Origin of the sequence: Xanthomonas arboricola pv. guizotiae (assembly GCF_002940205.1) — a bacterium.
Taxonomy (GTDB): Bacteria; Pseudomonadota; Gammaproteobacteria; order Xanthomonadales; family Xanthomonadaceae; genus Xanthomonas; species Xanthomonas arboricola_C.
In genome coordinates, this window is record NZ_MDSK01000006.1 from 143,006 (window position 1) to 164,048 (window position 21,043).

General features: G+C 66.6%; 20 protein-coding genes and 1 pseudogene. 9 read left to right on the top strand and 12 right to left on the bottom strand.

What is annotated here, in order from left to right:
• Positions 1 to 36 precede the first annotated feature (36 nt).
• Together alr and XarbCFBP7408_RS05655 are read right to left on the bottom strand one after the other, a co-directional pair.
• Positions 37 to 1,122: an alanine racemase gene (gene alr / locus XarbCFBP7408_RS05650; protein ID WP_104562115.1), complete on the bottom strand. Its 1,086-nt coding sequence runs from the start codon at positions 1,120 to 1,122 to the stop codon at positions 37 to 39.
• Positions 1,122 to 2,411 carry a D-amino acid dehydrogenase gene (locus tag XarbCFBP7408_RS05655; protein ID WP_104562116.1) on the bottom strand — a complete coding sequence of 430 codons (1,290 nt, stop codon included), beginning with the start codon at positions 2,409 to 2,411 and terminating at the stop codon, positions 1,122 to 1,124. The genes alr and XarbCFBP7408_RS05655 overlap by 1 nt, the downstream gene beginning before the upstream one ends.
• A 148-nt stretch (positions 2,412 to 2,559) precedes the next feature.
• On the opposite strand from XarbCFBP7408_RS05655, the gene XarbCFBP7408_RS05660 reads away from it, so the two are divergent.
• Positions 2,560 to 3,039 carry an Lrp/AsnC ligand binding domain-containing protein gene (locus tag XarbCFBP7408_RS05660; RefSeq protein ID WP_104562117.1) on the top strand — a complete coding sequence of 160 codons (480 nt, stop codon included), beginning with the start codon at positions 2,560 to 2,562 and terminating at the stop codon, positions 3,037 to 3,039.
• A 46-nt stretch (positions 3,040 to 3,085) separates the two neighbouring features.
• On the opposite strand, the gene XarbCFBP7408_RS05665 is transcribed toward XarbCFBP7408_RS05660, so the two are convergent.
• On the bottom strand, positions 3,086 to 3,517 hold the full coding sequence (locus XarbCFBP7408_RS05665) for a hypothetical protein (RefSeq protein WP_104562118.1): 432 nt from the start codon (positions 3,515 to 3,517) through the stop codon (positions 3,086 to 3,088).
• A 419-nt stretch (positions 3,518 to 3,936) separates the two neighbouring features.
• On the opposite strand from XarbCFBP7408_RS05665, the gene msrB reads away from it, so the two are divergent.
• The 3 genes from msrB to motB all read left to right on the top strand — a co-directional run bounded on the left by msrB (position 3,937) and on the right by motB (position 6,912).
• Positions 3,937 to 4,401: a peptide-methionine (R)-S-oxide reductase MsrB gene (gene msrB / locus XarbCFBP7408_RS05670; protein WP_104562119.1), complete on the top strand. Its 465-nt coding sequence runs from the start codon at positions 3,937 to 3,939 to the stop codon at positions 4,399 to 4,401.
• A 449-nt stretch (positions 4,402 to 4,850) separates the two neighbouring features.
• Positions 4,851 to 5,705: a flagellar motor stator protein MotA gene (motA, locus tag XarbCFBP7408_RS05675; protein ID WP_024940287.1), complete on the top strand. Its 855-nt coding sequence runs from the start codon at positions 4,851 to 4,853 to the stop codon at positions 5,703 to 5,705.
• A gap of 10 nt (positions 5,706 to 5,715) precedes the next feature.
• Positions 5,716 to 6,912 carry a flagellar motor protein MotB gene (gene motB, locus XarbCFBP7408_RS05680; RefSeq protein WP_104562120.1) on the top strand — a complete coding sequence of 399 codons (1,197 nt, stop codon included), beginning with the start codon at positions 5,716 to 5,718 and terminating at the stop codon, positions 6,910 to 6,912.
• Here motB and XarbCFBP7408_RS05685 read toward each other — a convergent pair.
• Complete coding sequence (locus XarbCFBP7408_RS05685) at positions 6,887 to 7,321, bottom strand: hypothetical protein (RefSeq protein WP_104562121.1); 435 nt, start codon at positions 7,319 to 7,321, stop codon at positions 6,887 to 6,889. The two genes, motB and XarbCFBP7408_RS05685, sit on opposite strands and share 26 nt — an antisense overlap.
• A gap of 147 nt (positions 7,322 to 7,468) precedes the next feature.
• On the opposite strand from XarbCFBP7408_RS05685, the gene XarbCFBP7408_RS05690 reads away from it, so the two are divergent.
• Both XarbCFBP7408_RS05690 and XarbCFBP7408_RS05695 read left to right on the top strand, forming a co-directional pair.
• Positions 7,469 to 8,056, top strand: coding sequence for a hypothetical protein (locus XarbCFBP7408_RS05690; RefSeq protein ID WP_181106276.1), 588 nt, complete (start codon positions 7,469 to 7,471; stop codon positions 8,054 to 8,056).
• A 10-nt stretch (positions 8,057 to 8,066) separates the two neighbouring features.
• Positions 8,067 to 8,351, top strand: a complete 285-nt coding sequence (locus XarbCFBP7408_RS05695) for a DUF4031 domain-containing protein (RefSeq protein ID WP_104562123.1) — start codon at positions 8,067 to 8,069, stop codon at positions 8,349 to 8,351.
• A 616-nt stretch (positions 8,352 to 8,967) separates the two neighbouring features.
• Here the strand turns inward: XarbCFBP7408_RS05695 and XarbCFBP7408_RS05700 are convergent.
• Positions 8,968 to 9,519 (bottom strand): DUF6630 family protein, encoded by a 552-nt coding sequence (locus XarbCFBP7408_RS05700; RefSeq protein WP_024940705.1) that lies wholly within the window; start codon positions 9,517 to 9,519, stop codon positions 8,968 to 8,970.
• A 163-nt stretch (positions 9,520 to 9,682) separates the two neighbouring features.
• On the opposite strand from XarbCFBP7408_RS05700, the gene XarbCFBP7408_RS05705 reads away from it, so the two are divergent.
• A complete protein-coding gene (locus tag XarbCFBP7408_RS05705) occupies positions 9,683 to 9,949 on the top strand; it encodes a DUF3297 family protein (protein WP_046344507.1) in 267 nt (88 codons plus the stop codon).
• A 395-nt stretch (positions 9,950 to 10,344) separates the two neighbouring features.
• Here the strand turns inward: XarbCFBP7408_RS05705 and XarbCFBP7408_RS05710 are convergent, their stop codons facing one another.
• The 3 genes from XarbCFBP7408_RS05710 to XarbCFBP7408_RS05720 form a co-directional block, all read right to left on the bottom strand.
• A complete protein-coding gene (locus XarbCFBP7408_RS05710; RefSeq protein WP_104562124.1) occupies positions 10,345 to 11,106 on the bottom strand; it encodes an ABC transporter permease in 762 nt (253 codons plus the stop codon).
• A complete protein-coding gene (locus XarbCFBP7408_RS05715; RefSeq protein WP_104562125.1) occupies positions 11,103 to 12,047 on the bottom strand; it encodes an ABC transporter ATP-binding protein in 945 nt (314 codons plus the stop codon). The genes XarbCFBP7408_RS05710 and XarbCFBP7408_RS05715 overlap by 4 nt, the downstream gene beginning before the upstream one ends.
• 289 nt (positions 12,048 to 12,336) lie before the next feature.
• Positions 12,337 to 14,013 carry a Na+/H+ antiporter gene (locus tag XarbCFBP7408_RS05720; RefSeq protein ID WP_181106274.1) on the bottom strand — a complete coding sequence of 559 codons (1,677 nt, stop codon included), beginning with the start codon at positions 14,011 to 14,013 and terminating at the stop codon, positions 12,337 to 12,339.
• 661 nt (positions 14,014 to 14,674) lie between these two features.
• Between XarbCFBP7408_RS05720 and XarbCFBP7408_RS05725 the strand changes: the two genes are divergently transcribed.
• Positions 14,675 to 15,232 carry a fasciclin domain-containing protein gene (locus XarbCFBP7408_RS05725; RefSeq protein ID WP_181106272.1) on the top strand — a complete coding sequence of 186 codons (558 nt, stop codon included), beginning with the start codon at positions 14,675 to 14,677 and terminating at the stop codon, positions 15,230 to 15,232.
• A 479-nt stretch (positions 15,233 to 15,711) separates the two neighbouring features.
• On the opposite strand, the gene XarbCFBP7408_RS05730 is transcribed toward XarbCFBP7408_RS05725, so the two are convergent.
• The 4 genes from XarbCFBP7408_RS05730 to XarbCFBP7408_RS05745 form a co-directional block, all read right to left on the bottom strand.
• Positions 15,712 to 17,151, bottom strand: coding sequence for a UdgX family uracil-DNA binding protein (locus XarbCFBP7408_RS05730; RefSeq protein WP_104562127.1), 1,440 nt, complete (start codon positions 17,149 to 17,151; stop codon positions 15,712 to 15,714).
• Positions 17,152 to 17,356: 205 nt separating this feature from the next.
• A complete protein-coding gene (locus tag XarbCFBP7408_RS05735) occupies positions 17,357 to 18,601 on the bottom strand; it encodes a putative DNA modification/repair radical SAM protein (protein WP_104562128.1) in 1,245 nt (414 codons plus the stop codon).
• Positions 18,602 to 18,992: 391 nt separating this feature from the next.
• A complete protein-coding gene (locus XarbCFBP7408_RS05740) occupies positions 18,993 to 19,823 on the bottom strand; it encodes a dioxygenase family protein (protein ID WP_104562129.1) in 831 nt (276 codons plus the stop codon).
• 32 nt (positions 19,824 to 19,855) lie between these two features.
• A complete protein-coding gene (locus tag XarbCFBP7408_RS05745) occupies positions 19,856 to 20,266 on the bottom strand; it encodes a DoxX family protein (RefSeq protein ID WP_104562130.1) in 411 nt (136 codons plus the stop codon).
• Positions 20,267 to 20,371: 105 nt separating this feature from the next.
• Here XarbCFBP7408_RS05745 and XarbCFBP7408_RS05750 point away from each other — a divergent pair.
• Positions 20,372 to 20,950 (top strand): annotated as a pseudogene (locus tag XarbCFBP7408_RS05750) (LysR substrate-binding domain-containing protein); the annotation flags it as partial.
• Between the last annotated feature and the right edge of the window lie 93 nt (positions 20,951 to 21,043).

The following is a 21,043-nucleotide window of genomic DNA, read 5'->3' on the forward strand; positions in this document are numbered from 1 at the left end:
TTCGGGGCACCTTCTCCCGATGGGAGAAGGGACACATCACCGCGTGACTCCCTCGCCCACATAGGTCCGCGGCACGCGTTTGAGTCCGCACAACAATTGATACGCACTGACATTGCACTGCGCCGCCAACGGGGAGACCCGCGGCGCATCGCCCCATAGCTGCACGCTGGCACCGATGTCGGCCTGCGGGTGGTCGGTGAGGTCTACGGTGAGCATGTCCATCGACACGCGCCCGATCGACGGGCAGACCTGGCCGTCCACCAGCACCGGGGTGCCGTTGGGCGCGAACTGCGGGTAGCCGTCGGCATAGCCCATCGCCACCACGCCGACACGCGTCGGCCGTTCGGCAACGAAACGGGCGCCGTAGCCCACCGGTTCGCCGGCCGGCAGCTCGCGCACGGAGATGATGCGCGAGCGCAGCGTCATCACCGGGCGCAGTTGCGCGGTGTTCTCGGTGTCCTGCGGGAACGGGTTGGCGCCGTACAACATCAGCCCCGGGCGCGACCAGTCGTTACGCAGTGCCGGCCAGCCGAGCAGGCCGGGCGAATTGCGCAGGCTGGTTTCCGCGCGCATGCCGCCGGCGGTCAGCGCGAAGGCCACCGCCTGTTCGTCGGTGCGGCTGCACTCCAGTTCGTCGGCACGTGCCAGGTGGGTCATCAGCACCAGCGAGGCGATCTGCGGCAACCCGCGCAGGCGCAGCCATGCAGCGCGGAAATCCTCCGGCGACAGACCCAGCCGATGCATGCCGCTGTCCAGCTTCAGCCACACCCGCAACGGTCGCGGGCTTTGGAACTCGGCCAGCGCGCGGACCTGTTGCGGCGTGGCCGCCACCGTCCACAGGTCGTGTTCGGCGATCAGGCGCAGCTCGTCGTGTTCGAAGAACCCTTCCAGCAACAGGATCGGCGCACGGATGCCGGCCTGGCGCAGTTCCAGCGCTTCTTCGATGCAGGCCACCGCAAAGCCATCGGCCTCCGGTTCCAGCGCCTGGGCGCAGCGCACCGCGCCGTGCCCGTAGGCGTCGGCCTTGACCACCGCCAGCGCCTTGCTGCCGCCCAGGCGCTTGGCCAGACGGTAGTTATGGCGCAACGCCTCAAGATCGATCGACGCTTGCGCAGGACGCACTACGCGGCCTCCTGCTGCGCGCGGGCGCTGCGTGGCGACAGGTAACGGAAGATGTCCAGGCCTTCGCTATCGATGTCGGGCGTGCGGCCCTGCATCAGGTCGGCCAGATAGCGGCCCGAGCCGCAGGCCATGGTCCAGCCCAGGGTGCCGTGACCGGTGTTGAGGAACAGGTTGGCATACGGCGTGGCACCGACCACCGGCGTGCCGTCCGGCGTGGCCGGGCGCAGGCCGGTCCAGAACTCGGCCTGCGCCAGATCGCCGGCACCGGGGAACAGGTCGTTGACCACCATCTCCAGGGTGGCGCGGCGGCGCGGATTCAACGACAGGTCGAAGCCGGCCACCTCGGCCATGCCGCCGACGCGGATACGCGCGTCGAAGCGGGTCAGCGCGATCTTGTAGCTCTCGTCCAGCACCGTGGAGGTCGGCGCGCGCGCGGCATCCACGATCGGGATGGTCAGCGAATAGCCCTTGAGCGGATACACCGGCAGGTGCAGGCCGAGCGAGAGCAGCAGGTCGGCCGAATAGCTGCCCAGCGCCAGCACGTAGCGGTCGGCAGTTTCGAGGCGCCCATCGATCTGCACGCCGGTGACGCGCCCGCCTGCGTGCTGCAGATGCTCGATCTGCTGCCCGTAGCGGAATTCCACCCCCGCCTGTGCGGCCAGTTCGGCCAGGCGCTGGGTGAACAGCCGGCAGTCGCCGGTCTGGTCCTCGGGCAGGCGCAGGGCGCCGGCCATCTGCGCGCCACCGCCGGCCAGGCCAGGTTCGAACTGCGCGATCTGCGCCGGGGTCAGCAGCTCATAGGGCACGCCGTACTGGGCCAGCACCTCGATGTCCTGCGCGGCGGCATCCAGCTGCTGCTGGGTGCGGAACAGCTGGGTGGTGCCGAGCTGGCGGCCTTCGAACTCGATGCCGGTGCTGGCACGCAATGCGTTCAGGCAATCGCGGCTGTAGTCGGACATGCGCACCATGCGCGCCTTGTTCACCGCATAGCGCTCGGCGGTGCAGTTGCGCAGCATCTGGCTGAGCCAGGCCAGCTGACGCAGGTCGCGGGTGGGCCGGATCGACAGCGGCGCATGCTGCTCGAACAACCACTTCACCGCCTTGCCGGGCACACCCGGCGCGGCCCACGGCGAGGTGTAGCCGAACGACAGCTGGCCGGCGTTGGCGTAGCTGGTTTCCAGCGCCGCCGCCGGCTGGCGGTCGACCACGGTGACCTCGCAACCGGCCTGTGCCAGATACCAGGCCGTGGTGGTGCCGATGACGCCGCTACCGAGAATGAGCACCCGCATGTCGTTCTCCTGGAAAGGGTATTCCCCCACAACCAGGCGCCGAGGGGGACAGTTAGACGCAGTATATTGCGAGCCAGGCAGTGCCATTTCTGGAATCAGCCCGTCTTGGCAGTGAGTCCTCCTGGCAAACCCTGTGGAAGCAGACCCGATGACGACGCGCACCCGCGAGCTGGACAAGATCGACCGCAAGATCCTGCGCATCCTGCAGCAGGAGGGGCGGATTTCCTTTACCGAACTGGGCGAGCGGGTGGGCCTGTCGACCACGCCCTGCACCGAGCGCGTGCGCCGGCTGGAGCGCGATGGCGCCATCACCGGCTACTACGCGCGGCTGGACCCGCACTATCTCAAGGCCAGCCTGCTGGTGTTCGTGGAAATCAGTCTGGCCTACAAATCCGGCGACATCTTCGAGGAATTCCGCCGCGCCGCGCTCAAGCTGCCCAACGTGCTGGAGTGCCATCTGGTCTCCGGCGATTTCGACTACCTGCTCAAGGCGCGCATCAGCGAGATGGCCTCCTATCGCAAGCTGCTCGGCAGCACCTTGCTGACCATGCCGCATGTGCGCGAGTCCAAGAGCTACATCGTGATGGAAGAGGTCAAGGAGACCCTGGCGTTGCCGATCGATGGCTGAGATTCGGGAGTCGGGAGTCGGGATTCGGGATTGGTAACAGCGCGGGTCAGCGCACCACGCGCATGCCGTCGCCGGCCGGGACCGCGTCGTAATAGCGCCCGGTCTTGGTATCCAGCACGCGGTTGGCGCCGGCCGGCTGCATGCCCTGCAGCAAGCGGCCATTGCGGTCGTAGACCATCGGCGCGCTGGCCGGCGCAACCTGGCTGCCGGCCGGGGCCACCGGCGTCTGTGCCGGGCCACGGGTCGGGATGGTGGGCGCGGACGGGCGTTGGCCGAGCTGCGATGGCACCGGAGCCGTGGCCGACGCAGGCTGCACTGCGCGCGGCGCGGTCAGCGTGGGCTGGGCGGGCGTCGGGCTGGTAATCGGCTGCAGGGTATTGGACGAGCGTGTGCTGGTGGCCGATTGCGCCGCCGCAGCGCTGGCGGCAGCCAACAGGCCGCACAGCAGCAGGCCGCGCATCGAAGGAGAGATCGCCATGACGGACACCGTGCTTGATCGAGGAGTACTCACTGGATGGGGGCGCCGGCGTGCTGCGGCAATGCATCGGGTCGGCTATGGCCTGAACGCATTCGCGAGATGAGTGCGGTGCGAAAGGCACGTCCTGCTCCCATCGGGAGAAGGTGGCGCGCAGCGCCGGATGAGGGTGCGTGAAGCCTGGCAATCACTACTGCCTAATGGCTTCGCCGCCATACCCTCACCCCACCCCCCGCTCCGCGCCCCGGCCGGCGCCAGCGGCGCAGGCGCACCAAGGCACGCGCGCCAGTGGCGCGCAAGCTGTGCCGTGGCGCCCCGGCGGGAGAGGGGCTTGCTCCCCCGGCACGCTTGAACCACGCCGACAGCGCCCACATCACGGCTGCAGGCGCGGCACCCTGCCAGCGCGCGCATGCGAGAACCCCATGAGCCAGTTCGATCTGACCCCTCCCTCCCCCGCCCAGCGCGACGCCCTGATCGCCGGGCTCAGCGACGAGGAACAGCGCGTGCTGCTGCAGCATGGCACCGAAGCGCCGTTCTGCGGGGTGTTCCTGGACAACAAGCTCGACGGCGTCTACACCTGCCGCCTGTGCGGGTTGCCGTTGTTCCGTTCCAGCGCCAAGTTCGAATCCGGCACCGGCTGGCCGAGCTTCTTCGCCCCGTACGACACCGCCCATGTGCGCGAAATCCGCGACACCAGCTACGGCATGATCCGCACCGAGATCGTCTGCGCGCGTTGCGACAGCCACCTGGGCCACGTCTTCCCCGACGGCCCGCCGCCGACCGGCGAACGCCATTGCCTGAACTCGGTCTCGCTGGGCTTTACCGAAAACGGCCAGGCCCTGCCCAACCCCTTGCAGCGCGAAGGCGCCGAGACGCAACCGGCCTGAGCCGACACATGCATCCGGCCCGGAGGGATTCCGTGCCGGATGCCCGCCTGCAACACCTGCGCCCACTGGCAGGCGCTGCCGAATCGCCGACGCAATGCAGCGACCCCGAGAAGGCGTCGAACCACCACTGCAACGACGCAATGCAGCGACCCCGAGAAGGCGTCGAACCACCACTGCAACCCTGCGCGATTCACCTGAGCAAGGCTGCGTCATGACGAGCATTTCAGGGATTGCTTGCAGTAGGCAGCCGCGCCGTGAAGTCCTTCCATCAAGGGCTGGAACCACCTGAGCGCACCTGGCGCAAGCAACGACAGCGCCACCACCCGCTGCGTGAAGATGCGATCCACCAAGCGATCGTTCAGTTACACCACACACCTTCACGCCGTGCGCTTCAAGAATCCGCCGCGCAAGCCGAAACAACAGCAACCCTGTTTGCTTTTGGCTGCGCCATGCTCATCATCATCGGCTTCATCGTCGTCATCGTCAGTGTCCTCGGCGGCTATGTGTTGTCGCATGGCAAGCTGGGCGCGCTCTGGCAGCCGTACGAGCTGATGATCATCGGTGGCGCGGCGTTCGGTGCGTTTCTGGTCAGCACGCCCGGCAAGATCGTCAAGGAAACCTTCAGCAGCATCCTGGGCGTGTTCAAGGGCCCGCAGTACAAGTCCGATGACTACAAGGACACCCTGAGCCTGATCTACGAGCTGCTCAACAAGGCGCGCCGCGACGGCTTCATGGCGCTGGAAGATCACGTCGAAAAACCGCAGGACAGCACCATCTTCGGCAACTACCCCAAGGTGGTCGCCGACCACCACCTGCTGGACTTCATCACCGACTGCCTGCGCCTGATGATCGGCAGCAACATCGAGCCGCACGAGCTGGAGCCGCTGCTCGAGCTGGAGCTGGAAAAACATCACCATGAAGCGCTGGCGCCCTCGCATGCGTTGAGCAAGGTGTCCGACGGCCTGCCCGGCTTCGGCATCGTGGCGGCCGTGCTCGGCATCGTGATCACCATGGGCTCGATCGGCGGGCCGATCGAGGAGATCGGCCATCACGTCGGCGCCGCCCTGGTCGGCACCTTCCTGGGCATCCTGCTGGCCTATGGTTTCGTCGCGCCGCTGGCCGCGGCGATGGAAGCGCGCGCCGAGCAGGACGGACGCATGTACGAGGCGGTCAAGACCGCGCTGCTGGCCTGCCTGCGTGGCTACAACCCGAAGATTGCGCTGGAATTCGCGCGCAAGACGCTGCCCTCCAACGTGCGTCCGAGCTTTGCGGATTTCGAAACGCACCTGAAGACGATCAAGTAGGACCGCGGTCATGGCCGAGGGCAAATCCACCGTCGTCATCCGACGGGTCAAGAAGGTGCAGGGCGGCGGCCATCATGGCGGCGCCTGGAAGGTGGCGTTTGCCGACTTCGTGACCGCGATGATGGCGTTCTTCCTGGTGCTGTGGCTGATGGCCGCCACCACCAAGGAGCAGCGCGCGGCGATCTCGGAATACTTCCGCAATCCCAGCCCGTTGTCGGGCAAGTCGCCGGCACCCTCGCCGGGCATGAACGGCCCCGGCGGCGCCAGCACCTCGATGATCAAGCTCGGCGGCACCGCCGACATGGCCAAGGGGCAGAAGGACGAGATGGGCCGCAAGCGCGACAACGCCGCCGATACCAACGAAGACAGCCGCGCCAGGGACAAGAAGCGCCTGGAAGCGCTGATGCAGGACCTGAAGGAGGCCATCGACAAGAGCCAGGCGCTGGAGCCGTTCAAGGACCAGTTGCTGCTCGACCTCACCCCGGACGGCCTGCGCATCCAGATCGTGGACAAGCAGAACCGGCCGATGTTCGACATGGGCCGCGACCAGCTCAAGCCGTACACCGTGGCGATCCTGCGCGAGCTGTCCAGTTTCATCAACCAGGTGCCCAACCACATCAGCATTACCGGCCACACCGACACCACCGCCTACAGCAGCGATACCGGTTACACCAACTGGGAACTCAGCGCCGACCGCGCCAATGCCGCGCGCCGTGCGCTGGTGGGCGGCGGCATGGACGATGCCAAGGTCACCCGCGTGGTGGGGCTGTCCTCGTCGGTGCTGTTCGACAAGGCCGACCCGCAGAACCCGATCAACCGCCGCATCAGCATCGTGGTGATGACCCAGGATGCCGAACAGGCCGCGCTGGCCGGCGCCGGCCAGGGCATTGCGCTGGGCAAGCCCACCCACGACGCCGACACCCAAGTGCCGGACCTGAGTGCCGCGGCGACCACCGCCACGGCGGTGGGGACACCGGCCGCGCTGCCTGCGGCAGGACCCACCGCAGTTGCGCCGGCGGGCGGGTCTGCGGCAGCGGCCAGCGCCACACCGCCCGCTGCAGCGACCCCAGCCAGCAACACCGCGCCGGCGGCACCGCGCGTCTCCACGCGCAGCCAGGTGGCCTCGGCCACCGCACTGGCCAAGGCTGCCGAAGCCGCCGTGGCTGCACCGCGCACTGCCGTCAGCCAAGCACCCGAGCGGCGCTGACGGCGGCTGAGCGCACCTGGCAAGACCTTGCCTGGCAGTTCTTGGCGTTCTTGGCGTTCTTGGCGTTCTTGGCGTTCTTGGCGTTCTTGGCGTTCTTGGCGTTGTTGGCGTTGTTGGCGTTGTTGGCGTTCTTGGCGTTGTTGGCGTTGTTGGCGGCTGTGGGCTGTGGGCTGTGGGCTACGGCAGACGGCAGACGGCAGACGGCAGACGGCATCGTGCATGTCGAATCCGACGTGCATCCCGAACTTGATGTGCATCTCGGATCTGGTCGCCCTGCGGGCTGCTTGTCGGGCTGCTTGTCGGGCTGCTTGTCGTCCTGCTTGTCGTCCTGCAGGCCGATCCTGACCAGCAATCGCGCGTTGGCGCTCCGGCAGACGCGCGGTGCCAGCCGCTGCAGCCTGTCCGACATATCGGTGTCAGCGGCCTTCGGAACGCCGGAAGCGCCGACAGGGGCATCCCCCGTCGCGGCTGGCGTTCACCGGCCCAGCGGCGGCGCGCAAGCCGGGTCGCGCGCAAGCGCCTAGAATGGTCGGCCATTCCCAGCGTCGAGATCACCGTGTCCCGCAATTCCAAGGCCAAGCGCGACAAGCGCAAGAAGTCCCAACCCAAGCGCCCGATCGTCCGTCTGGGCCAGGCGCCGCAGATCGCCAACCATGCCGTGCTGCAGGATGCCGACGGCCGCGTGGTCGCTGCGATCGGCTTGCAGAACGGCAGCGAATGGCTGCTGTCGATCGGCGGCCAGACCATGGGCAGCGCCGACAACCCGGTGCCGATGCTGGCCATGCTCAAGCATCTGGCCAATCTGCAGGAGAAGGAAGGCAAGACCATCTCGCTGGAATACTCCACCCAGCTGCAGCAGATGATCGACGACCTGGCCGCCGAAGACGGCAAGACCGCCGAGGAATATCTGACCGCGCTGGTGTCCGAGTTCGAGAACGGCGACGCTGAAGGCGACGACGACGACGGCGAAGCCGAAGACGCAGGCGCCGAGGCAGGCGATGCCCAGGCAGATGCCGACGCGGACACCGATGCCGACGCTGATGCCACCGCCGAAGATGCTACTGCCGACACCGCAGGCGACGCGTCGCAGGACGACGCCGACGACGCAACTGACGGCGGCAAGAAGAAGGGCAAGAAGGCCTAAGGGCCTGCCGATGGCCGTCTACGTCGATGATGCGGTGCATCCGTGGCGCGAGCAGCGCTGGGCGCACCTGCTCGGCGATACGCTGGACGAGCTGCATGCGATGGCGGCGCGGCTGGGCATTCCCCGCCGCGCCTTCCAGAACAAACTCAGCGGCGCGCACTACGATGTGTCCGCAACGCTACGCGCCGAAGCGATCGCGCTCGGTGCCATAGCGATCTCCCGTCACACCGACCGCGCCTTGCTCAAGGCCTTGATCGCCAACGCGCGTGCACAGGCGCGCGGCGCGGCGCCTTGAGGCGGGGCCCCTTGTAGGAGCGCGCCCAAGCGCGCGGGAATCGGGAATCGGGCGTGGGGAATCGCAGGAGCCGAAGCGGTCCTGCCGCCCGGGTTGTGTAGGAGCGCGCTTGCGCGCGATGGGACGTTGGCGGTGAAGCCTCATCGCGCGCAAGCACGCTCCTACATGGAGATGCGCCAGCAAATGGACGCAGCAGGCGTGTGAGCGCGCGGGAATCGGGCGTGGGGAATCGCAGGAGCCGAAACGGTCCTGCCGCCCAGGTTGTGTAGGAGCGCGCTTGCGCGCGAGCGGCTGTCCCGGTAACGCCCGTCGCGCGCAGGCACGCTCCTACGTGGCGATCGCCGGGCCGTTCATGTGTCCTGGCCTGGAGGCCTGCAACGTCCAGCACCCATGATGAAGGCACGCCATTGTAGGAGCGCGCCTGAGCGCGAGGAGCTGTCCCGGTAACGCCCGTCGCGCGCGGGCACGCCCCTACGTGGCGATCGCCGGGCCGTGGACAATAGATCCTAGTGGCTACCACGCGCTTGGCGTGCTGCTGCGGCAGCACGCACCACCGCGGCTCGACACAACCACACCCACACAGCGTTCCTGCGAATCCCGAATCCCGAATCCCCACTCAGAACGCCTCATTCCCCAGCCGCACTTCCACCCCCAACAGCGAGGTCAGCGCCAGCATGGCGTCGTCGTCGCGGCTGAGCGCGATCCAGCCGGCATAGGCGTCGCCGCCGGTGTTCCAGTTCCACAGCGAGTAGCCGTGCTCGCGCAGACGATCGAAGGCCACCGCCATCAGGTCGGGCACACTCAGATCGCTGGAAAACTCCTCGTCATCCAGGTCGCCGCCCCAGTCGATGCGCAGGTTCCAGCGCGCGCTGAGTTCGTCGATGGCGGCAATGAACGCGTCGGTGTCCTTCCAGTCCACGAAAAAGCCCGAGCGCCAGTCGATCGCATCCTTCAAGGCCCACAACCAGGCATCGTCGCCCTCGTCGTCGTCCAGGTCGGCCTGCGCCTCGCGCCAGGTATCGAACTGGCCCAGGGCGGTGTCTTCGTCGCCGGGATTGATCAGCACCAGCAGATTCCACACCCGCGCCGGGTGGTCGTCGACATCGTCTTCATCGCCCTCGGGCTGCAGGCCTTCGTCGTCTTCGTAATCGGCGCTGTTATCGGGCATGGCGGTCTGGTTCCAGGAGTGCAGGCGTGAAGTGTGAGGCCTGGCGGGGCGCAAGCAAACCGCCCGGCGCGTGCGCAGGCAGCGCCGGGGCTGATCTTCGCGGCGCGGGCCCGTATCCTGTGCGGCCGAAGACGGCCATCCCGGCCGCCATGACGCCTTTCCCATGAGCGATACCCCTCCCGATCATCTGGCCATCGATGCACGCAGCCCGTTCCACAATGCCGATGCGCTCGGCCGCGGCGTCGGCGTGCGCTTCAACGGTGTCGAACGCGACAACGTGGAGGAGTATTCGGTCAGCGAAGGCTGGATCAAGGTGCAGGTCGGCAAGGCCCGCGACCGTCGCGGCAACCCGATGACGATGAAGATCAAGGGTGAGGTGGTGGCCTACTTCCTGGACACCAAGAGCGACGCCAAGCCGGCCGCCGAATAAGAGCGGCTGACACCACCACGTCACGCCGGGCTACTGCAGGCCGGCTGCCCTGCGCCCTGGCTGCAGAGCCCTGGCCCGCCCACGCTCGCGGGGCACGCTGCAAGTACGTCCTTGCATTAGCGCTGGCGACGGTGAGAGGGCAAGGACCATCGGAGGTGGTCGTTTCGTTGCGCAGAGCTTTCAATAAAGCAGCCGGCACACTGTCTGGCGTGGTGCCCTCGCCGATTGCGAGACCGTGGGGACGGCATGGATGCCGCTACCGGACCCCCAGGGCCGAGTTTACGGCGTGTCCCGCGAGCGGTAAGGGCACCGCGCACTCGCCCCACTCAGCGCTTTACCTGGACACCCGACGGCATCCATCACGATGCGGCCGACAACACCACTGCATCCACCACTCACGCCTTGAGCCGATACCCGCTGCGGAAGATCGCCGCCACCACGCCCAGGCACACCAGCAGGAACAGGAAGGTCATGCCGGTGCTCACCGCGATGTGTACATCGGCCTTGCCGTAGAAACTCCAGCGGAACCCGCTGATCAGGTACACCACCGGGTTGAACAGGGTGACCTTCTGCCACAACGGCGGCAGCATGTTGATCGAGTAGAAACTGCCGCCCAGGAAGGTCAGCGGTGTCACCACCATCAGCGGAATCACCTGCAGTTTTTCGAAGCCGTCGGCCCAGATGCCGATGATGAAGCCGAATAGGCTGAAGGTCAGCGCGGTGAGCACCAGAAAGCCCAGCATCCACAGCGGATGCGCGATCTCGTAAGGCACGAACAGCCGCGCGGTGAGCAGGATCAGCAAGCCCAGCAGCACCGACTTGGTCGCCGCCGCACCCACATACCCGATCACGATCTCCCACCAGGCCACCGGCGCGGACAGCACCTCGTAGATGGTGCCGGCCCAGCGCGGCATGTAGATGCCGAACGAGGCGTTGGAAATGCTCTCGTTGAGCAGGGACAGCATCACCAGCCCGGGAATGATGAAGGCGCCGTAGCTGACGCCGTCGATGTCGCCCATGCGCGAGCCGATCGCCGCGCCGAACACCACGAAATACAGCGAGGTCGACAACACCGGCGAGGCGATCGACTGGGTCAGCGTGCGGAAGGCGCGCGCCATCTCGAAGCGGTAGATCGCCGCAATCGCATGCAGGTTCATGCGCGCACCTCCGCGTTGCGGGCGCCATGCACCAGGTTGACGAAGATCTCCTCCAGCGAACTCTCGCTGGAATGCAGGTCCTTGAAGTCGATGCCCTGCTCGTTGAGCCGGCGCAGCAACGCGCCGATGCCGGTCTGCTCGGCCTGGGTGTCGAAGGTGTAGGTCAGGCTGTTGCCGTCGCCCGACAGTTCCAGCGGCAGATCGCCCAGCGCGGCCGGGATGGCCTGCAGCGGCGCCTGCAGGCTCAGCGTGAGCTGCTTCTTGCCGAGCTTGCGCATCAGCGTGTGCTTGTCTTCCACCAGCACCAGCTCGCCGCGATTGATCACCCCGACCCGGTCGGCCATGTCCTCGGCTTCCTCGATGTAATGGGTGGTCAGGATCACCGTGGTGCCCTGCTCGCGCAGCCTGCGCACCATCTGCCACATGTCGTGGCGCAGCTCCACGTCCACACCGGCAGTGGGCTCGTCCAGAAACAGGATGCGCGGCTCGTGCGCCAGCGCCTTGGCGATCAGCACGCGCCGCTTCATGCCGCCGGACAGCGTGGAAATCTTGTTGTGGCGCTTGTCCCACAGCGAGAGCTCGCGCAGCACCGTTTCCAGATACGCCGGATTGGCCGGCTTGCCGAACAGGCCGCGACTGAAACGCACGGTGGCCCACACGGTTTCGAACGCGTCGGTGGCCAGCTCCTGCGGCACCAGGCCGATGCTGGCACGCGCGGCGCGGTAGTCGCGCACGATGTCGTGGCCATCGGCCAGCACGGTGCCGGTGCTGGGGTTGATCAGCCCGCAGATGATGCTGATCAGCGTGGTCTTGCCGGCGCCGTTGGGACCGAGCAGCGCGAAGATCTCGCCGCGCTGGATATCAAGATCCACCTGTTTGAGCGCCTGAAAACCGCCGGCGTAGGTCTTGCTCAAGCCCTGGATGGAAACGATCGAAGTCATGGGTCTGGCACGGGAACGATAAGCGCCACAGGGTAGGCCGTGCGCCGTGACGATGGGAGGGGGATAGATGGGATGGTGTCTCCCGACCCACGTTTTGCCTGGTGTTTGCTGCACACCGGACAAGACCCACCGGCCGCCCGTCGCGTGCTGCGCCGTAGGAGCGCACCTGGGCGCGAGAGGCGTTCTCCGGACAGCCCCATCGCGCCCAGGTGCGCTCCTACGACAGCCGTCGTCATTTGTCCCGGCTTTTACGATTCCCGATTCCCGAATCCCGCGCGCATCAGCGCGCTCAGGCGCGCTTGCGCGACTCGATCAGGTCCAGATTGCGCACCAGCCGGCGCGACAGGTCGTCGGAAATCTCGCGGCGCCTGGCCAGCTTGAACAGCTCGTTGCGCTCGGCCACCAGCGCGGCGTGGCGGAACTGGCGCAGCGCCTGTTCGTAGGCGCCGGCCTCTTCCGGATCGGTCTCGGCCATGTCCACCGCACCCAGTTTGCGCTGATAGCGCTGGCTGACCTGGTTGGCGGCGGCGTTGTAGCGCTCGGCATGCTTGCTGCCGTCCACCAGCCGCTGGCGTAGTTTTTCCACCGCTTCCAGCGCAGCCTGCGAGGCCGCCTTCACCGCCAGGTCCTCCTTGAGCTGCTCGTCTTCCTCTTCGGGCAGTTCCAGCCCGCGCAGCAGCCGCGGCAAGGCCACACTGGCCACCAGCAGCGACACCAGGATCACCGAGGCGGCCAGGAAGATCGCCAACTGGCGGGCCGGAAATGGCGAGCCGTCCTCCAGCATCAACGGCAGCGTGAGCACGCCGGCCAGGGTGATCGCACCACGCACGCCGGCCAGCGACACCGCCACCACGATCCGCCACGGCGGGCTGACATGCGCTTCGCCACGCCGCTGCGCCTTGAAGATGTTCCAGCGCAGCGACAGGAACACCCACACGAAGCGCAACGCCATCAGGCTGGCGCTGATGGTGGCCACGTACACCGCCAGCCACCACGGATTGAGGTGCCCGGCCTCCTGCACGCTGCGCACCGCCCCGTCCAGGATGCCCGGCAACTGTTCGCCCAGCAGCACGAAGATGATGCCGTTGAAGGTGAACTGCACCGTGTCCCACACCGCCGAGCGCTGCAGGCGCATGTTGCCCGGCGCGTTGCCGGCCATTTCCACGTAGCTCATGGTGACGCCGGCGGCCACCGCGGCCAGGATGCCCGAGGCATGGAAGGCTTCGGCCAGCAGATAGGCCGCGAACGGGGTGAGCAGGTTGACCAGGATCGCCGAACCCGGCTCCTCGCCGAAATGCCGCCAGATCCAGGCCTGGATGCGGCTCAGTCCGAAGGTGGTGGCTACACCCAACGCGAGACCGGCCAACGCCACCCACAAAAAGGTCAGCGAGGCGCTGGCGATGGAGAAGGTGCCGGTGAGCACCGCCGCCACTGCGAACTGGAAGCAGACCAGGCCGGAGGCGTCATTGAGCAGCGACTCGCCCTCCAGGATGTGCATCAGCCGCTTGGGGATCGACGCCTTGGAGGCGATCGAGGATACCGCCACCGGATCGGTCGGCGAGATGATCGCCGCCAGCGCAAAGGCCACCGCCAGCGGCATCGCCGGGATCAGCCAATGGATCAGCAGGCCCGCACCGATCACGGTGAACACCACCAGCCCCAGCGCCAGCTCGAGGATGGCCGCCTTGTCGCGGAACAGGCCTTGCTTGGGAATGCGCCAGCCATCCAGGAACAGCAGCGGCGGCAGGAACAACAGGAAGAACAACTCCGGTTCCAGCTCGTGCCCGGCATCGAACACACCCGACACCACCGCGCCAAGCGCAATCTGGACCAACGGCAGGGGCAACGAGAACGGCAGGATGCGGATCAGATAACCGCTGGCCGCGACCGCCAGCAACATGGCGAGGACGACATCGATCGAATGCATAAAAACCCGAAATGAAAAAAACGGCCGCACGTGCGGCATCGCATAGTGCGATGCACCACAACGCGCCTACCGGACCATACCGGTTTGCACCCGGTGATGAAACCACCGTAGCGCGCCGGCCGCCGACACGCTGCGTCGCATGTCGGCACACGCTGGCGATGCGGATGCTCCGTTGCAACGTCGGCTCGATCGGCCTGCGTTGGATACGCTGGCGGATGGAAAGATACGCGATGAAGCTGCCGGGCGTGCGTGCCGCAGCAAGCCGGTGCCAGGTCTCCGCGACGAGCAGATGCTGCAAACGCAGCAATGAACGCAAGTTGCCGGCGTGCGCCTGCATGACCGCAGGTCTCTTTCGCAACGCTAGCCAGCGCTGTTACCGCAGGTTCTCTGTAGCGGCCAGGCAGGCCCATTGCGCATTCGACGCAATCAAGCCGGAACCTGTGCAGGCCCCAGCGCGTTACCTTCGCCGTTTCCTCGAGACCTGCACTGCATCGCGCTGGATGCCACAAACGACGCGAAGTGCATCCGCCATCGTTCAGCGCTGTAAACCGGCCAGTCCGCTGCAGGGTGATGCGGCCATCACCAGGCCAAACGTAGTGATGAATGTCAAAGCCACGTGATGCATCCGGCCGATTGGGACGCGCGTATTGACGCTACGGTTGCCATCCAGGCGATCGCCAACCCAAAGGATCGATGCCTCATGAAGACCGCATTCCAGTCGCTTGCCGTTGCCACTGCCATTGCCCTGACCGGCGCCATGGCCCCCGCCTACGCCGCGTCGAACCCGACCGTGGGCGGTGCGCCGATGCTGGTGACCAAGGACATCGTCGACAACGCCGTCAACTCCAAGGACCACACCACCCTGGTCGCCGCGGTCAAGGCCGCCGGCCTGGTCGACACGCTGAAGGGGCCGGGCCCGTTCACCGTGTTCGCCCCGACCAACGCCGCATTCGCCGCCCTGCCGGCCGGCACGGTGGAAACGCTGCTCAAGCCCGAATCCAAGCCCACGCTGACCAAGGTGCTGACCTATCACGTGGTACCGGGCAAGGTCGACGCCGCGTCGCTGGTCGCCAAGATCAAGGCCGGCGGCGGCAGCGCCTCGCTGACCACCGTGCAGGGCGAGGCCCTGACCGCAAAGCTCAACGGCAAGAAGGTCACCATCACCGATGCCAAGGGCAACACTGCCAACGTCACCATCGCCGATGTCATACAGAGCAATGGCGTGATCCACGTGGTCGACAAGGTGTTGATGCCGTAACGGCAGCTTGCTGCCTGATGCAGGCAGTCGCATGCGTGTGACCTGCATCGACGGAACGCAGCCAGGTTCCGTCGATGGGTCGACGACGATTTGCGCACGCCAGCAACGTTCAGAACAGCTGCATCGTCGCAAGCACTCAGGTAGGCGCGGACGCTGCGCTCGGAACCGGCAGGTACGGGTGGTACCTGCCGATGTCGACCACCGACCGCGCCTGCCTGACCGTCCTGCAACAGGCCTGTTGGTCGCTCTGGCCTGACGTGGTTGGTTGCGCTGGCGTTGCACAACAACGCCGACGCATCGGCTGCACAGGAGTTAGGTGCAGACACTGTTGCATCGTTGTATCCGCGCGTGCCAGGAAACAGGCGCCAGGCAGCGCCACCACACCGCAAAGCGGCGGTAAGGGAACCACTGGCTCGCCAGTGGTTCCACTTGGTGTCTCGTTCTCCGACACCGTGCGCGTGCATTTGCACGTGTATTTTTTATGTCCTCATCAAACGCTCTACAGCGACCGGTGCATCCAGCAACTGGCGCAGATCGTCGACAAACCCGCGGTAGCCTTGCTCGCGCGCGGCCTCCGAGCGCTGCCGCAATACCCAGGAGGGATGCACGGTGGTCAGCACCGGCGTGCCGTCGTCCAGCCGCTGCCACTGGCCGCGCTGCTGCATCAAGCGAAAGCCGTTTCCCAACACCGCCTGTGCCGCGGTTGCGCCCAGGCACACGATCTGCGCCGGACGCAGCTGCGCGCGTTCGGCATGCAACCAGCCACTGCAGGCCTGCACATGCGACCGTTCCGGGTTGCGATGCAGACGCCGCTTGCCACGTTGCTCGAAGCGAAAATGCTTGACCGCATTGGTGACGTAGAACGTCTCGCGGTCGATACCCATCTCGCCCAGCGCCATGTTGAACAAGCGCCCGGCCGGCCCGACAAACGGACGCCCGCTCAGATCCTCTTCGTCGCCCGGCTGCTCGCCGATCACCATCACCGATGCATCGTCGGGCCCTTCGCCAAACACGGTCTGGGTTGCCGGTTGCCACAGCTCGCAGCGGCGGCAATCGCGTGCAGCGCTGCGCAAGTGCGCCAGGCTTTGGCTTGTCACTTCCGGGAGAGGCGCGGGCGCTGCCGGTAGCCGCCGCCGCACCGGTTCGGGCGCACGCTCGGCCATCTCGCGCACGCGCACGCCCGCCTCGCGGATCAGCTCCGGCAGCAACGCCGCTTCGGGCAGGTTCTTCCAGTATTTCTGCGGCATTTCCTGCCGCATCATGGTCGGATTGAGCCGCGCCGGATTGAAGATATGCGCGTAATAGGTGCGCCAGAGCGTCTCCTGCGCATCGTCGGCCGGCACCTGGGTGCGCACCGCGCCTTCGCCGAACGTCAACGCCTCGCCATCCCAGCGCACGCTGCGATACGGGGTGAGGATCGCCCAGCGCATGCCGGCGAAACGGCGCGCGAAAAACGGCGCCACCCGATCCACGATCCAATGCTCGGGCTCGAACCATGCCACGAAGTCTTCCTCCTCCACCGGCAAACGCCGAAAGCGCACGAACGCCTTCATCTTGTGCGTATCGCGCTGCACCGCCTTTTGCCACTGCGTCACCCGATGCACGTCGACATCGGTGGCCCGCTCGAGCAGCGCGCGCTCGCCGCAGGCCACCCGCCACAACAACCGGTACAGCACCGCATAGCGCTGCGGATCGCGGTGACACAGCACCGCTCCTGCCATCTGCAGGAACTCCGCCGACACCCGCGGCGCCGCAACCACGGCCGGCAAATCCAGCAGCCCCTGCCCCATCAACAAGCCGCCCTGCGCTCCGCCAGTCCACGCGATGGAGTCGGGCTCCACCTGCGCGCACCACCCCGCCCGCGCCAGCGCACGCCATGCTTCAAGGCTCCAACCCGGCTCGACGTCAGCGTTGAACATCGCGGTGGTCAGGATGGAGAGGTAGGATTGGGGATTGGGAATTAGGGATTCGCAAAGCGTCGCGTTCCTGTGTCAGCACTGGCCTTCGGTGGCAGCTTTGCGCCTGATGCCATCCTTATCCGCACTTCTCGGGCAGCTTGCCCGGCAACACGGCAGACGCCAGCGGACGCGGCGTTGCGCCGGATGCCGGCGGCCAGCTGCGGTTTCAATCGAACAGACTCGCCTGCCGGGGTGCCGGCGCCAGTTGCACGCGCAAGCGCACCGGGTCGTCCAGGCGCTGGCGCGGATGATGGTCCAGCACGCTCACAAACGGCAGCAGCTTCTTCATCGGCACCCGCAACCGCGCCAGGTCGCCCACCCGCAAGCGTGCGTGCCGGCGCGACAACAACAGGCGCTCCACGTTGCGCGTGCCCAGGCCCGGCACGCGCAGCAGCATCTCGCGCGGCGCCGCGTTCAGATCCACCGGGAAGCGCTCCGGATTGCGCAACGCCCAGGCCAGCTTCGGATCCACGTCCAGATCGAGCATGCCGCTGGACTGCGCCGGTGCGATCTCCTCCACGCTGAACTCGTAGAAGCGCAGCAACCAGTCGGCCTGATACAGGCGGTGCTCGCGCTGCAACGGCGGCGCCTGCAGCGGCAGTTTCGACGAGGCATCCGGGATCGGGCTGAAAGCCGAGTAATACACCCGGCGCATCCGGTAATTGCCGTAGAGATTGTGGCTGGTGTCCAGGATGCTGCGGTCGTTGGCATCGTCGGCGCCGACGATCATCTGCGTGCTCTGCCCGGCCGGCGCAAACCGCGGCGGCTTGGCGCGGCGGACGTTTTCGGCCTTGCGTTCGAGCTGATTTTCTTCGATGCGCCAACGCAACTCGCCCATCGCCGAGCGGATGCCGCCGACGCTTTTTTCCGGCGCCAGCAACGTCAATCCCTGCTCGGTCGGCAGCTCCACGTTGATGCTCAGGCGGTCGGCGTAGCGGCCGGCGGCGGCCAGCAATTCCGGCGTTGCATCGGGGATGGTCTTGAGGTGGATGTAGCCGGCGAAGTGATGCACCTCGCGCAGCTGCCGCGCCACTTCCACCAGCTGCTCCATCGTGTAATCGGAGTTGCGGATGATGCCGCTGGACAGGAACAGGCCTTCGATGTAATTGCGCTTGTAGAAGTCCAGCGTCAGCGTGACCACTTCTTCCGGCGTGAAGCGCGCACGGCGTACGTTGCTGGACACGCGGTTGACGCAATACGCGCAATCGAACACGCAGAAATTGGTGAGCAGGATCTTCAACAGCGACACGCAGCGGCCGTCGGGCGTGTACGAGTGGCAGATGCCCATGCCCTCGGTGCTGCCGATCCCGCCGGTGCCGAGCGAATTGCGCTTGTTCGCGCCACTGGAGGCGCAGGACGCGTCGTATTTGGCCGCATCGGCCAGCACTGCGAGTTTGTCGAGGATTTTCACGCAAGCAGCATGTCGTGAAGGCGTCTCAGCCTATGAGACTGCACGCAACCTCATCGTGAATGCTTCAGAGCGCTGCGCTGCCGGCACTTGTGGGCAGCATGCCTTGTCGCTCCGCTGCCGGCTCTTGTGCGCAGCATGCCTTATCGCTGCGCTGCCGGCACTTGTCGGCAGCATGCCTTGTCGCTGCGGGCCGGTGTGCCGCAGGGACCAAGCCGTATCGCCATGGATCTTGCGGGCTATAGCTACCGCGCCACACCGGTTTGCAGCGGCAGTAACTGGCCACATGCCATGGCTTGCAGGCGGCTGGGCAGTGTCTCGGGATTGCGTGGCCGGCATGCCGCCTGCACAGTCGATGACAGCGACGGTGCAGGCGTGCTGCGGCCCCCAGGGCTCAGGCGGCGACCGGGCCCGCAAGCGCGCGATCATCACCGGGATCGCCGTCGAACCGGTAGATATCCATCGCCAGAAACCCCGCATCGATGCCGGCATCGATGCGCTGCGCGCCGAGCCGGTCGGCGCCGGCGGCGCCCATCGCCACGTACAGCGGCAACAGGTGCTCGTCGGTGGGATGCGCCCGTGCCGCATGCGGTGCCTGCCGTCGATAGTCCAGCAACGCGGCGATGTCGTCCTCCACCAGTTTGCGCTCGGTCCATTCGATGAAGGGCCGCACATAGGGCGCCTCGCGCTCGGCGCTGTAGCCATGGCGGAAGTCGTGCAGGTTATGGGTGATGCTGCCGGAGCCGATCACCAGCACCCCGTCCTCGCGCAGCGGCGCCAGCGCGCGGCCGACCGCAAACTGGTGTGCCGGCCCCAGCTCGGGCTGGATCGACACCGACACCACCGGGATGTCGGCGGCCGGATACAGCAGGCGCAGCGGCACCCACACGCCGTGATCGAAGCCGCGCTGCGGGTCCAGATGCGGATGCAGGCCAGCCTGTTCCAGCCGGCGCAGGATCTGCTGCGCCAGCGCCGGCTCGCCGGGCGCGGGATATTCCAGCTCGTACAACGGCGCCGGAAAGCCGCCGAAGTCATAAATGGTGGGCGGCCGCGCCGCGCCGCTGACCAGCGGGCGATGGCCCAGCCAGTGCGCGGATGCAACCACGATCGCGCGCGGCCGCGGCAAGGTCTGCGCGAGTTCGGCCAGGCGCTCGCCGACCTGCCCCGGCTGCAGCGCAGTCATCGGCGATCCGTGCGAGATGTACAGGGAAGGTAAACGGGTCATGGCGCATTCCTCTAGAAGAACGACAGGCAGCTTCAACGCGCCGGCTTCAGCGCCCACGCGCCTTCGCCAAGCAGCGCCTGCACGATCAGCAGCACCGCCCATAACGCCGGGTATTCCCAGCCGCCACCCGGATTGGAAAAACCGAACCCATTTGCACCATGCACGCTGACAATCGTGCCCAGCAGCAACGGCACGCCCAGCAACCCGATCCAACGCGCATAGAGGCCCAGCAGCAGGGACAGGCCCAGGCCCAGTTCCAGCGCGATGGTGAGATAGGCCAGGGCGCCCGGCAGGCCCAGCGCGTGGAAATAGGCCACGGTGCCGGCCGGGGTGAACACCAGCAACTTGGTCAGGCCATGGACCAGAAACAGCGCCCCCAGGCTGATGCGCAACAAGGCGGCGCCATAGGCAGCGGAACGCGGGGAAGCAAGCGAGATGGACATTGGACAGACTCCGGTGATGACCTGCACAGCCTATTGCTTACAAATTTCTGATAAATAGGTTTACTTCGGATAATTTATTGCGATCAAAGCAACAATCGGACGTTCATGGATACCCTCGATGCGATGCGCGTGTTCGCAGCAGTGGCCGAGCGCAGCGGTTTCAGTGCCGCCGCCGATGCGCTGGACCGCTCCACCGCCAGCGTGACCCGGCAGGTCGCCGCGCTCGAGCAACGGCTGGGCACCCGCCTGCTCAACCGCACCACCCGGCGGGTCAGCCTGACCAGCGCCGGCACCGCGTATTACCAGCGCTGTCTGCAACTGCTGGCCGACCTGGACGATCTGGAGGCCACGGTCGGCGCGCAGGCGCTGGAGCCGGCCGGGGTGCTGCGCGTCAATGCACCGGTGAGCTATGGCATCGAGCGCCTGGCCGCGCTGCTGCCGGGCTTTTGCGCGCGCTACCCGCAGGTGGAACTTGACCTGTCGCTGTCGGACCGGCTGGTGGACATGGTCGAAGAAGGCTTCGATGTCGCCATCCGCATCACCCGGCAGCCGGCGCCGACGCTGATCGCCCGGCGCCTGGGCACGGTCCGCCTGGTGCCCTGCGCGGCGCCGGCCTACCTGGCCCGTGCCGGCACCCCGATGCATCCGTCCGACCTGGCCGGCCACGACTGCCTGCTGTACCACTAGAGCGTGTTATGAACTTTGAAAGAGCGTGGCTGCATTTCCAAGCATCAGAATCGTGAAGACAACAAAGTGCAAACCGGCCAAGGTTTCCGG